This is a genomic window from Tepidibacillus sp. LV47 (assembly GCF_048381575.1).
Taxonomy (GTDB): domain Bacteria; phylum Bacillota; class Bacilli; order Tepidibacillales; family Tepidibacillaceae; genus Tepidibacillus.
The window spans coordinates 1-13412 of the sequence record NZ_JBLWIF010000004.1 but is presented as its reverse complement, the minus strand read 5'-3'; the positions used below and the strand labels follow the sequence as shown (position 1 = coordinate 13412).

Sequence of the window (13412 nt, the reverse complement as noted above, 5' to 3'; positions counted from 1 at the left end):
TTTTCATATTGTATCATAATTTTTGTTGATTCCTAAATCTAATCTGAAATATTCCCGATTGGTTGGTAAAGATCCTTCTTTTGAAAAACAAAAGAAAGGAGTTTTTCTTCAGGAATGGTTCGGACGATTTCACCTTGATCAGATAAAACGTAAAACAGATGATATCGTTCCTTTTTTAGAAGATAAAGAGAATGCAAGACTGAGGTTTCTTCTTTCACAATTAATGGCACGGCAGATGTATTTCGTTTCGGTGTAGCTTGTGCCTTTTGCAGAAGAAATTGCCAAAAATAAAAAGGGACTTGTTTTATTTCCATCCAATTTTGATAAAGAAAAAAAATAGAGAGAATGATGCCATTGACATTCCATTTCCAATGATTCCAATACCCTGTAGAGTAAAAGAAAAGAAGTATGGTTAATACAAAACTAATAAAAAGAGAATTCGTGATTGCTTTTTTGAAAGGAAAAATTATGTAAAAAATAGTTTTCATTATCTTTTCGCCATCAAGAGGAGATATAGGTAACAAGTTAAATAAGCCAATCCAAAGATTTGCTTTCATAAAAAAAGCGGCCCATTCATTTGACCACAATTGTAGGTGCCAAAAGCCCACGGTTACGAGAATCATCATAAAATTCTGCAATGGCCCAGCAATTGTAACTACAAATTCTTCCAATCGCGAGTCGTTTGGTTGTTCCACCTTAGCCATTCCTCCAAAAGGCAATAGTTGAATTTCGTGAATTCTCCAGCCATAACTTTTTGCCGTCAAAACATGTCCTAATTCATGAATAATGACAACCGCAAATAAAGTAATAATCTCAATAAATTGCCCGGTCGCGATTGCTCCAATCATAATCAACCAAAAAAAAGGATTAATTTTGACTTTCAAAAGCAATCACATCCATGGGATTTAGAAATTTAGACCGATCTCGGATTGCAAAATATAAACTTTGATTGGTGTAGCCTATAACTTGCCCTGGTTGAGTCCAATCGTTTTCTTCCACTTGTAATTGATCCAACATCCCATAAATGCTTTCTATACCATTTTTATGGCGAATAATGATGGTTTGTCCGAGATTTTGTTCCTGTCTGATGGAAACAACCAACCCTTGTTCAACGGAAACAATGGAATCAGGTTGAGTTAATTCAACAAGAATCCCTTGACTTAAGGATTTTATATTTTTCGCTGGTTTTGTAAAAGGTTTGAGAAATTTCGGGCCCTGTTCTTTTTGCTTGATTGAAAAAGTTGGTAGAATGGCTGGATTTCCGCTGAATGTCCGCTCATACCACTCATACACTCCTTTAAAATTAAACTCTCTTGTTACCGATTCTTCTACCCATTTTCTTACAACTTTTGTATAAGGATGGTCGGTTTGAAAGATGGAAAAAATCAAGACGACAAGGAAGAATGAGCCGATCCATTTGAACCAATTGATTTTGCTTTCTTTTTTATTTTCTTCATAACGATCAAATTGACGATAAGGATATGGTATCTTCTCTTTTCTATAACGAGAAGGAGAAAAACGTACTCCCACGATTCTCACCCTTTCGGCTTGTCTATTAGTACAAAATATGACAAGTCAAAAGGATTTAGAACGCCTTAGCATAAAAGGGATTAACGATCAAACATTAAAGTTTTACGTCTCATCCCGATGCTTAAAATTAAACCAACCGAAATAAAATTGGCCAAAACTGAACTTCCCCCATAACTGACAAAAGGTAAGGGAATCCCTGTGATTGGCATAATACTAATCGTCATACCAATGTTTTCAAAAATCGTAAATACCCACATTCCAACCATACCAGCAGCAACATATGTCCCAAAGCGATCTTTCGCTTCGATGCCAATTCGAACAACACGATAGATCAATAAGAAAAAGAGTAGTACGAGTAGACTCGATCCGATAAATCCAAGTTCTTCTGATAACACGGAAAAAATAAAGTCAGTATGAGCCTCTGGGACCCAGTTTAATCTTCCTTGTCTGCCTTGATGCAACCCTACACCTTTTAACATGCCAGAACCCACAGCAATTAAAGATTGAGTGATCTGATAACCACTCCCTAGAGGATCAGAACTTGGATCAATAAAAGATGTTAGTCTCTTCCATTGATATTCCTCAATAACCTTAAAAAAAAGAGCTTGTTTAAAATGATATAAAAAAGCTAAAATTAAAATTCCCAAACCACCAATTCCACCAAGAATGGCAAAATGGCGAAATTTCACACCATAGACTAACATCATGCTTAGGGTAATGGATATAAAGACAAGGGCCGTACCTAAATCAGGTTGTAATAGAATCAGAAGAAGGGGTGCACCAACAATCAAAAATATAGGATAAAGATCGATAAAACGTTCAAATGGTTGCTCATCCCTTTTGTTTAGATAATTCGCTAATGTAATGATGGTAATGATCTTCATGATTTCAGAAGGCTGAAACTTAATACTGCCAAATTCAAACCAACCTGTAATCCCTTTTGTTTTATCTGCAACAATTAAAAGAAGCAGTAAAAGAAATAGACCAATTCCATATAAAACATATGTATAATGACTAAAAACCTCATAATCAATGAATAACATGATCAGCAAAACAAAAAAGCCGATTCCATACCAGATCATCTGTTTCGTTGCTAAAGAAGAATCGGGCTTTGCACTTGATATTCCTAAATAACTAAAAATCCCTAAAAATAAAAGAATCAATAGGATCCAATAATCGAGATATTTAAAGTAACGCTTTGAAAAATCCATCATTTATTCCCTCCACTATGCACATACTATCATTATATCCTACCTTTTTCAGAAAAAAAAAGCAGGTACCTTATAAAAAGGCCTGCTATTTTATCCCAAGCAGCTTTTTAAACTTATGCATAAAACCTTTCTTTTCTTCTAGATTCATTAATGGAACCGTATCACCTAATATTCGACGCCCAATATTGCGATAGGCGATTGCTGCCAATGTTTCTGTATTTAATGAAGTAGGTTCACCCTTGTTTGCTCCTTGAATGACAGATTCATCATCGGGCACTACACCGAGCAAGTCGATAGAAAGAATGGATACGATTTCATCAATATCTAACATATCCCCTTTTTTTACTAATTGCGGTTTAATGCGATTAATAATCAGCTTAGGTGAGCTGATATGTTTTTCTTTCTCAAGTAGACCAATTACACGATCGGCATCCCGAACAGCAGCAATCTCAGGAGTAGTGACCACGATCGCATGATCTGCACCAACGATTGCGTTTTTAAACCCTTGTTCAATCCCGGCAGGACAATCGATCAAAACATACTCAAATTCCTTTTTCAATTCTGTAATTAAATCTTGCATTTGCTGGGGTTGAACCGCAGTTTTATCTTTGGTTTGAGCCGCAGGTAGGAGATATAACTCATCAAACCGCTTATCTTTGATTAATGCCTGTTGTAGACGACAACGCCCTTCAATCACATCGATAAGATCATAAAGGATTCGATTTTCAAGTCCCATAACAACATCAAGATTTCGAAGTCCGATGTCTGTATCGACTAGACAAACCTTTTTTCCTAACAAAGCTAAAACGGTTCCAATATTTGCTGTTGTGGTTGTTTTTCCTACTCCACCTTTTCCAGAAGTAATGACAATCGCTTCTCCCATCTTTCTGAGCCTCCTATTTGAAAGATGCCAACAAGTTCTCCCTCTTTAAGAGATGTTGAATCTGATCCAGTTCTATCTGATCGCCTTTTACATAGGCAAATTCCTGTTTATTTCGATTCCCTTTCCATTTCTCTGGGGGATGACTAACAAGATGTCCAATTCTTAATTGAGTAGGTTCCATGACAGATGCAGCAATAATTGAATCTAAATTTCCATTTATTCCTGCATGGGCAACACCTCTTAAAGCCCCTAAAACATAAATATCTCCTGTCGATAATAAGTTGCCTCCAGGGTTCACATCACCGATAAAAAGAACACTTTCTTCAAATTGGTAGACTTGTCCTGAACGGATCGTTCCCCTTACCACCCTTACATAGTTTGCACTGCAATGTTGATCTTTGATTTCATCTTCAATTGCTTGAATCAATAGATTTCCTCTCTTTTTAAAGAGTTCACGTATCTGTTCTTCCTGGTATAATGTCAACTTTCGGTTCCCTGTTTTAATCGTAACTTTCGTAATTGGACCTGATAAAAAATGCTGATGGCTATGTTCTAGTTTTTCTTGTAACTCACTAATGAGTTCATGAAATGGACAATCATCGCTAAGAAGGAACATCAGGCCATCTTTGGTCCCTTTGATGAGTACGTTTTGTTTGTTTGTCATCGCCAAAGATCACCTCGTAAGTATTCATTCGCCATCATTCCTGATTTATCCTTCTTTTTCGTCACAAAACTTCAAATTTAATCCTAGCGGGTAGAAGGGCTAGGTGTTTCATCTGCTGTAACATCCTGTACATCGTTATTTATACCCAATTGCAAGTAGGCTTCAATGATTGCTCTTGCTACAGGTCCAGCAGATCCACCCCCTGTTCCACCATGGGGAATCATGATCGCAAAAGCAATCTCTGGATCATCAAAAGGAGCAAAACCAATAAATACCGCATTATCTTCTTTTGATCGATCGGCGGCCTGAGCAGTACCTGTTTTCGCCCCAACTTTAATAGGTAACCCTTTTAAAGCAGAATAAGCTGTACCTCCTGGTTGAGTGACTAAATACATCCCTTGTTTTACAGCCTGAATATATTTTTCTGGTATAGGTACTTTATTTAATACTTCTGGCTCACGGTGATAAATGATTCTTCCTCCTGTTCCCGATTGGGTTCCTTCTTCAATTGCCTGAACTAAATACGGCTTCATTCGATAACCGTCATTGGCAATTGTACTTACATATTGAGCCAGTTGCATGACGGTAAAGGTATCATGTTGACCAATCGAATGTTGAACATAGTTTGGAGCAGTTGAGGTAATTCCTGTTGTTTCTTCAGGAAGATCAATACCTGTTTTTACGCCTAAACCAAACATATGATCATAATAACGTTGGGTATCTAAAGTCTTACCAATTCCATATTTTTGTTTCATACGTAAAGCGATTTCCGCCATGAAAATATTACTCGATTTCTGCAATGCCTTTTGTAGATTTAATGGCCCATAGACGTGGCCTTCAAAGTTCTTCATAACAATGGCACTACCATCTGCTCTTCGGTCATACTGAAGGCGGCCTGTATCCTGAATCACCGTACTTGTTGTGATGACATTTTCCTGAAGTCCCATTAAAACGGTTAATGGTTTATACGTTGAACCAACCGAATTGGCACTTTGAATGGCATGGTTAGGTTCATATTTCATAATCGCTTTCCACATATCAGGGGTCACTCGATCATTCCAAATATTTAAATCATATCGTGGATAATTGGCAAGGGCTAGAACGGCTCCTGTTTTGGGGTTCATGACAACAGCCATCCCAATCTCTGCATCCTTATGTTTCGGTTTAAGGGCTTTAATTTGATTTTCTAAAGCTTTTTCCACTGCATCTTGAAAATTTTTATCAATCGTTAGAATGATGTTATTCCCAGGAATCGGTGGTACATATTCTTTTTGTCTTACGGTCTCATAAGAACTGTTAACCTCAACAAGGGTATAGCCATCTTTTCCATGAAGGACATTTTCATATTGTTTTTCTAATCCTCTTATCCCAATTCGGTCAGAAGATTTATATCCTAGCGCTTGGTAATATTCCAATTCTCCAGCAGGGATTTTTCGCGTATAACCAATCGTTTGCGCCATAAAATCTTTATACAAATAATTTCTCATCTGATCAGGAATAACCTCAACTCCAGGCAATTCTTCTTTATGTTCTTCGATATAAGCTCTTGTTTTTACGTCAACATCTTCCAAAATGGTTCGAGGAATATATTTGGAGTCCTTATAGAAAGGCCCTACATCCATACTTGCTAAAATTTCTTTTTTGATTTCTTGTTTATTTTCCCCTGGTTTGGTAACGAGATTGGCTAGTGTTTCTGCAATTTGATCATAATCTTGTTTTTGTTGTTCGTTGATTTGAAAGGTAACCGTCCAAATCGTTTTATTATTTACCAATACTTGATGGTTACGATCCTTAATCAGTCCACGGGGTGCTGTAATGGGAATACTTTTTTCTCGATAGGTGTTTGCCAAAGCACGATAATTTTTCCCTTCAACCAACTGAACAAAAGATAAACGGAAGATAATCACAGTAAACAGTAAAAATACAAGAAAAAACAATAGGTTCATTCTCCGTATGGCGATTGTTTTTTTCACTCTGTCCTTTTGCAAAATGCTCACCCCGATCTACCGATCATCATCTGCTTTTCTTTCGATTATCAGTAATTGAAATGGCCGAAAGAATAAGATTGCAATCATACCATTAACAATGACTGTTGGAATCATCACTTGCATCAATGCCCATTCTAGCGAAATATCAATCACATGAAATAATCGTAAAATACCATAAGAATATAATTCAAATAGAAATACTGCTAATGTTTCGATAAGAACATATAAAGGGAAACTCCGCTGAAAATACTGGGTTAACCAACCGCTAAAATACCCAATCAAAGCCATTCCCATTAGGTTAATCCCGATCATCTTTCCATAAACGATATCATATAATAAACCAAAAATAAGTCCCATGATTAAACCTTTCTTTTTATCTTGAAAGATGGAAATATAGACAATCATCACTAAAACGAAATGGGGAACGATGGTAACAAGAGAATAAAAAAAATCGACAGACAAAAATTGAAAAATAGTTCCTTCAAAAACGAAAAGAAGAAAGAGGATGCTGTAGGTCCAAAACTTATGCATCTACTCCCCCTCCTTTTCTATCGTTTTTTGAACGACAAAAACATAATCAATATGATATAAATTGGCTTCGGGTTTCACATAAGCTGTCTTCGTAAAGCCATTTTCCCCTTCCTCTACACGAACGATTTTGCCAATGACAAGTCCATTTGGGAATGTACCCCCTAAATTGGATGTTGTTACCAATTGACCAGGTTCTAATTTCACATCTAATTCGATCTTCGTTAATCTCAACTCATTTTTCGTTACATCGTAACCATCAATCACACCATAAGCTTGGGGGTTGCTCTGAATCGCAGCAAAGATAAAACCACCATGCTCACTATCAGAAATCAATTGGACGGTCGAGGAAAAATTAGAGACATGATAGACTTTGCCAATGAGCCCTTTTGTCGTAATCACAGCCATCCCTTTTTGAATTCCATCTTTTTGTCCCTGATCAATGACTAACATATTATTCCAGCGATCTGGAGATCTAGAAATAACTTTTGCCATTTTTAATTGATATTGATTCATTGCTTTTTCTTTATAACCTAACATTTCCTTTAACTTTTTGTTTTCTGCTCGCAATTGATTTAATTCAGCAATGACTTGTGAGTATTGGGACAAACTGCTTTTTAAGGCTTTGTTTTCTTTAAAAATCAGGGAAAATTGGTACATATCTTGAAAGAAACCCGCTATAGCATTAGCGGGTTTATAAATGATACCTTGAATCATAGATGTGGAATCTTTTATAAATTTTTCCGGCCATGTAAGGTCTCGACTTCCTAGCGTTGTCCACACCAAAATCAAAAGAAAAATTAAGCTAAACAAGAGGATAATTAAATGTTTGTTCCGAAATAGTTTTGAGAACAATTCGCACACCTACTCAATTGTTTTATTTCTGTTTATCTATTTTTTCCAACGTTTAACTGATGCCTTTTTGATCAGATGCATATGCTCTAATGCTTTTCCTGTACCAATTGCAACACAATCAAGGGCGTTTTCTGCAACAATAACTGGCATTCCTGTTTCTTTACTTAGACGACGATCAAGATTACGTAATAATGCTCCGCCACCTGTTAAAACGATACCTCGATCCATAATATCGGCAGCTAATTCTGGTGGGGTTTTTTCTAAAGTAATCTTTACTGCATCAATGATACTATTTACCGTATCAGTTAATGCTTCCGCTACTTCTGTTGAGGTTATCGTTAAGGTTTTTGGTAACCCTGTTACAAGATCTCGGCCGCGAATCTCCATTGATTCTTTTACTTCTGGGGCAATCGCTGATCCGATTTGGATTTTAATTTCTTCAGCAGTACGATCTCCGATCATTAAATTATAATTTCTTTTCACATACTGAATAATGGCCTCATCCATTTCATCTCCAGCTACACGGATCGAACGTGTACTTACGATACCACCAAGGGAGATGACTGCAACTTCAGTGGTACCACCGCCAATATCTACAACCATGCTACCCGTTGGTTCCCAAACTGGGAGATCAGCACCAATTGCTGCAGCTAGCGGTTCTTCAATGGTTTCCGCTTCTTTTGCACCTGCTAATTTGGTTGCATCGATCACTGCACGTTTTTCAACTTCGGTAATACCAGAAGGAACACAAACCATGACATGAGGTTTGCTATGAAAAAAACTTTTCTTTTTCACTGCTTGATTAATAAAATAACGAATCATCGTCGCGGTTGTATCGAAATCAGCAATAACTCCATCTTTCATTGGTCTCCTTGCAACAATGCTTCCAGGCGTACGACCAATCATCTGTTTTGCTGCATTTCCAACGGCTTTAATTTCTCCTGTTTCGGTCATGATTGCAACTACAGAAGGTTCTCTCACAACAATTCCTTTTCCTTTTACGTATACCAGTGTATTCGCAGTTCCCAGATCTATTCCAATATATCTTGAACCAAACATGTTTCTAGTTCTCCCTTCCTGTCTAACAATGGTGCGTCTTGAAAATGTAATCTGCCACATCAAATAATTATAATCCTTTATTCCTATAAATTCATTAAGTTTTTTTTATCCAATTAATCCCTTTTCTTTCATCGAGAAATATTGATCTTCGCCAATAATGACATGATCGAATACGTCAATTCCTAACAATTCTCCTGCTTGATACAAACGTTTTGTAATCTCGATATCTTCTCGACTTGGCGATGGGTCACCGCTGGGATGATTGTGTGCAACAATAATCGCAGAAGCACTTTTTTTAATTGCAGGTTTAAATACTTCTCTAGGATGGACAATCGATGCGTTTAATGAACCAATACTAATCGTCTCTTTTGCTAGGATGTGATTTTTTGTATCTAACAAGATGGCAATAAAGTGTTCCTGACGTAAGAATCGCATATCTTCATATAAATAAGAAAAAACATCTCTTGGTGAGCGAATCGTTTCTTTTTCTACAGGTGTCGCTTTAACAATTCGTTTACCAAATTCAATAGCAGCTTTGATTTCGATTGCTTTTGCTTCGCCGATTCCTTTGATCGCCATTAGCTCTTCTATAGTAACGTCATAAAGGTTTTGCAATGTTTCAAATTTGGACAAAATTTTTGTTGCCAATTGGATAACCGATTCGTTTGCACTTCCTGTCCGAAGGATGATTGCTAATAATTCGCTCGTACTTAATTGTTCTGCCCCATACTTCATTAACCGTTCGCGAGGACGTTCTTCTAAAGGAACATCCCGAACCATAATATTCTTGTCCATCTTTTGCCTCCCATTTTTCTAAAAATAGCATAAGTGGACGCTAAGCTGTATTACATTTGTTTTTGGGTATGAAAATCTTCTAAAATGGATATGTGAAATTGTTTTAACAGATCGTGAAGCAAAACTAATGGTAGACCGACCACATTAAAATAATCCCCTTCGATCTTTTCGATTAAGATGGCGCCGATTCCTTGAATACCATAAGAACCCGCTTTATCTAATGGTTCATTTGTTGCGATGTAAGCATCAATCTCATCATCAGAAAGTGGTTTCATTTTTACTTTTGTTTTTTGATGAGCAACGATTTGTCGTTTTGACTGACAATCAACGATAGCTACCCCGCTATAAACGGTATGGGTTTTACCCTGAATTTTTTTTAACATCGCAAAAGCTTCAGATCGATCTTTTGGTTTGCCAAGAATTTGCCCATCCAACACAACAATCGTGTCTGCTCCGATGACAAGACCTTCATGATAAAACTTCGAGACGTCTTTGGCTTTTCTTAACGCCAATTCCTCAACGACTTGTGAAGGAGTAAGATCGATACTTACTTTTTCGCTAACATGGCTGGCATGAATGCGAAAAGGAATACCTACTAATTCTAATAATTCCTTTCTCCGTGGGGAAGAGGACGCGAGAATAATGGCTTTTACTTGATTTCTCATCTGATCCCACCTATAATCTTCGATAAATCCACAAAGCAACAGCTAATCCAAAAATGCTTGCTAAATTTAGTTTAACCTGAATATGAAAATCATACTTCAAAATATGAAAATCTCCTTGAGGATGCCATGTAATCTGTTGAGATTTTGCTAAGATAGGAAATGTATGAGCCAAAAGATTACCGAGAAGACTGCCAAAAATTAGACCAATGACAAGTAGCAGAATGAGGGTTAACGTTGATTTTTTCTTCATATTTTCCGTTTTCTCCTAAATTTCCTCAAAATATCGATTTTTTATGTTTTATTTTCAGTTTAACAAAAGAGATCATAAGGTGACAAGGTAAAGTTGTCCAAAATAAAAAAGTTACGCCCTTTTGACGTAACTTCTTAAGTGTTTATTTGCCCTTTAAAAGTAATGATGCTCCGGCAATTCCTGGTTTTGTCATTTCCTTTGGGTTTAAGATTAAATCTAATTCTTCCTCTGTTAGTAATCCTCGTTCCAAACAAATCTCCCGAACAGGCCGGCCAGTTGTGATTGCTTCTTTGGCAATTCTGGAAGCTGTTTCATATCCAACATGAGGGTTAATCGCAGTAATGATTCCAACACTATTTTCTACCATTTGTTTACAACGTTCCACATTGGCGGTAATTCCTTCTACCAGATACTTGGTAAAAACATGGATTCCGTTTTGTAAAATCGTTAATGATTGAAGCAAGTTAAATACCAAAACAGGCTCCATGACGTTTAGTTCAAGTTGTCCCGCTTCTGAAGCTAGTGATATTGTATGATCATTTCCGATGACTTGAAAAGCAATTTGATTAATGACTTCTGCCATAACAGGATTTACTTTTCCTGGCATGATTGATGATCCTGGTTGCCTTGGTGGTAAATTAATCTCATTAAACCCTGTTCGTGGTCCTGAAGCCATTAAACGCAAATCATTGGCAATTTTAGATAAGTTAATCGCTAAGATCTTTAATGCCGATGATACTTCTGTATACGCATCCGTATTCTGAGTCGCATCAACGAGATTCGCGGCATTTTTTAAGGGTAGACCAGTTAATTCTGCTAAAATTTCAACAACTCGTTGAATATACTCAGGCATTGCATTTAATCCTGTTCCTACGGCTGTTGCTCCCATATTAACTTCGTCTAAGTGTTGTACCGATTGACTGATTCTAGTTATATCCCGCCCAATCACTCTCGCATAAGCACCAAATTCCTGTCCTAAACGAATAGGAACAGCATCTTGTAAGTGGGTTCTTCCCATCTTAATCACATTATCAAATTCCTGTTCCTTAATATGAAAAGCTTTTTTTAATTGTTCTAATTCATAAAGTAAGCCTCTTGATAAATTCAATATGGCGATATGAATCGCGGTAGGAAAAGCATCATTTGTCGATTGTGCCATGTTTACATGAGTATTGGGACTTACGATCGTATAATCCCCTTTTTTGCCACCTAAGATTTCAATGGCGCGATTGGCAATCACTTCGTTGGCATTCATGTTAAATGATGTTCCTGCGCCACCTTGAATCGAATCGACGATAAAATATTCATGTAATTTCCCTTCGATCACTTCTTGTGCAGCTTGGATAATTGCGTCTGCAATTCTTGGATTTAAGCTCCCTACTTCTTTATTTGCCATTGCAGCAGCTTTTTTCACATAGCCAAATGCTCGAATCAATTCTTTATGAGGTGGATAACCCGTAATTGGAAAGTTCTCAACTGCACGCATCGTTTGAATTCCATAATATGCATCTTTAGGGACTTCTTTGGTTCCTAATAGATCTCTTTCGATACGATATTTTGTCATGGGTAAGATTTATCCCCCTAGTTGTTATTTTTTCCTCTCTTATTATCCCACCCATTTTTAATTAATACAAGAATTCCCTATACATACGGTGCATTATTTTTGGTCAAGAGTTTCATATGTCATGACATATTTCAGCAGAGAATCTTGCACATTCCACAAATATAGGGGGCTTTTTGTCTTACGGAACTCGGTAAAAGCAGTCATCGCATAATTTATCTGATTCATCATCGATTTTGCGATTTGCAGTTCATTTCTTTTTTCTTCATTTTCCAGTTTTTCTAAAACGACTTGTGCTTGCGTCAAATATTGTTGATGATATTTTTGAATTTCTTTTTCATTTACCGTCGCCTTTGGGTTTTTTAATAATGAGATGGATTGGCTAGCTAACCATTTTACCATTTGATCGCCTGCATTGATCCATGAATAAAAAGATTGAAAGGTCTCGTTACTCATATTGGCTTGGTATTCCTTAATGGTGTAGGGTTTGAGATAGGTATCATAGCCTTCTCCTTTTAATAATTCGACTAATACTTGTCCCTGTGCTTTATCTGGAGCAATTCCCACAAAAACACGGTTTGGAGATCCTTCTTTTACAATACCTGCTTTTCCTCCATTTTTGAATTCCGTCGCCGCGGTTTCTGCACTACTTTTATCGGTAAAAACACCTGATTGAAGAAGATAAACCACTTTTTGCGGGATAACGACAACCTGCTTTGAACTCTGCCGTGATCCATTCGTACTGGTGAAAATTGAATCTGTCCCTACCATCATTGGGGTGATAAAGAAATGTAAGAGAATAAAGCCAAACAAGATTCCAGTAGCTACCGCTCCTAAACCTACGCCGATTGTTTTTGCAATATTCTGATTGAGTTGGAATTCTTCTCTTATCTTTTTACTTGAATGTTTCTTTGGTCGATATATGGTTTTGTGGCGAAATGATAAATGATCCGCCCTTTTTTTTGTCGTATTTTTCCCATCTTTTGATGAAGCAAACCATGAAATGATTTTGGGACGTTTGTTTCGAAACCTTTCTCGATAAAGGTCTTCATCCATTTCAATTTCAGGCATGATTACCTCTTCATGTTGTCTTTCCCGTTCCCTTTGAATCTCATCGGCTCTTTTTATCTCCATCTCTAAAGCAGTGATGGGATCTTCCCGTTGATTGGTACCTTCTATTCGTTCCTGTACCTTCTGCCCATTTGGCTGATTCTGATTCAGCCTATCATTCGGCTGGTTCAGCCTGATCGTTATTCTTGGCTTGTCCATCGCAAATCAACCCCTTTGTCCTAATCTCTTAATTCATATATATGAATTCACGAGATTGATAGAACAAAAAATAATAAAAAAAGCAGACTCAAAAAAAAATGATATGCTCCCCTTAAGGTAGACAGATAAAAAATAAAAATTCTGTTTATCTTAG

14 protein-coding genes are annotated in these 13412 nt (G+C 36.9%); all 14 read right to left on the bottom strand.

Annotated elements, in window-relative coordinates; translation table 11 throughout:
- Positions 1-38: 38 nt before the first annotated feature.
- Positions 39-884, bottom strand: a complete 846-nt coding sequence (locus tag ACMW72_RS06220; protein WP_418367983.1) for a M50 family metallopeptidase — start codon at positions 882-884, stop codon at positions 39-41.
- Positions 868-1530 carry a peptidoglycan DD-metalloendopeptidase family protein gene (locus ACMW72_RS06215; protein WP_418367982.1) on the bottom strand — a complete coding sequence of 221 codons (663 nt, stop codon included), beginning with the start codon at positions 1528-1530 and terminating at the stop codon, positions 868-870. The genes ACMW72_RS06220 and ACMW72_RS06215 overlap by 17 nt, the downstream gene beginning before the upstream one ends.
- 80 nt (positions 1531-1610) lie before the next feature.
- Entirely contained in the window at positions 1611-2744 is a 1134-nt protein-coding gene (gene rodA / locus ACMW72_RS06210) for a rod shape-determining protein RodA (protein WP_418367981.1), read from the bottom strand.
- Between the two features lie 82 nt (positions 2745-2826).
- The gene (gene minD, locus ACMW72_RS06205; protein WP_418367980.1) at positions 2827-3624 is read right to left on the bottom strand and encodes a septum site-determining protein MinD; all 798 of its coding nucleotides are present in this window, start codon (positions 3622-3624) and stop codon (positions 2827-2829) included.
- A 13-nt stretch (positions 3625-3637) separates the two neighbouring features.
- The gene (locus ACMW72_RS06200; protein WP_418367979.1) at positions 3638-4288 is read right to left on the bottom strand and encodes a septum site-determining protein MinC; all 651 of its coding nucleotides are present in this window, start codon (positions 4286-4288) and stop codon (positions 3638-3640) included.
- 83 nt (positions 4289-4371) lie between these two features.
- Complete coding sequence (locus ACMW72_RS06195) at positions 4372-6276, bottom strand: peptidoglycan D,D-transpeptidase FtsI family protein (RefSeq protein WP_418367978.1); 1905 nt, start codon at positions 6274-6276, stop codon at positions 4372-4374.
- A gap of 15 nt (positions 6277-6291) precedes the next feature.
- A complete protein-coding gene (gene mreD / locus ACMW72_RS06190) occupies positions 6292-6807 on the bottom strand; it encodes a rod shape-determining protein MreD (protein ID WP_418367977.1) in 516 nt (171 codons plus the stop codon).
- Positions 6808-7668, bottom strand: a complete 861-nt coding sequence (gene mreC, locus ACMW72_RS06185) for a rod shape-determining protein MreC (protein WP_418367976.1) — start codon at positions 7666-7668, stop codon at positions 6808-6810.
- Between the two features lie 27 nt (positions 7669-7695).
- Complete coding sequence (locus ACMW72_RS06180; protein WP_418367975.1) at positions 7696-8718, bottom strand: rod shape-determining protein; 1023 nt, start codon at positions 8716-8718, stop codon at positions 7696-7698.
- Positions 8719-8823: 105 nt separating this feature from the next.
- On the bottom strand, positions 8824-9513 hold the full coding sequence (radC, locus tag ACMW72_RS06175) for a RadC family protein (RefSeq protein WP_418367974.1): 690 nt from the start codon (positions 9511-9513) through the stop codon (positions 8824-8826).
- A gap of 50 nt (positions 9514-9563) precedes the next feature.
- The gene (locus ACMW72_RS06170) at positions 9564-10178 is read right to left on the bottom strand and encodes a Maf family protein (RefSeq protein WP_418367973.1); all 615 of its coding nucleotides are present in this window, start codon (positions 10176-10178) and stop codon (positions 9564-9566) included.
- A 10-nt stretch (positions 10179-10188) separates the two neighbouring features.
- Entirely contained in the window at positions 10189-10428 is a 240-nt protein-coding gene (locus ACMW72_RS06165; RefSeq protein WP_418367972.1) for a DUF4321 domain-containing protein, read from the bottom strand.
- Positions 10429-10570: 142 nt separating this feature from the next.
- Positions 10571-11992, bottom strand: a complete 1422-nt coding sequence (gene aspA / locus ACMW72_RS06160) for an aspartate ammonia-lyase (RefSeq protein ID WP_418367971.1) — start codon at positions 11990-11992, stop codon at positions 10571-10573.
- Between the two features lie 93 nt (positions 11993-12085).
- Positions 12086-13258, bottom strand: coding sequence for an SPOR domain-containing protein (locus ACMW72_RS06155; protein WP_418367970.1), 1173 nt, complete (start codon positions 13256-13258; stop codon positions 12086-12088).
- Positions 13259-13412: the final 154 nt, after the last annotated feature.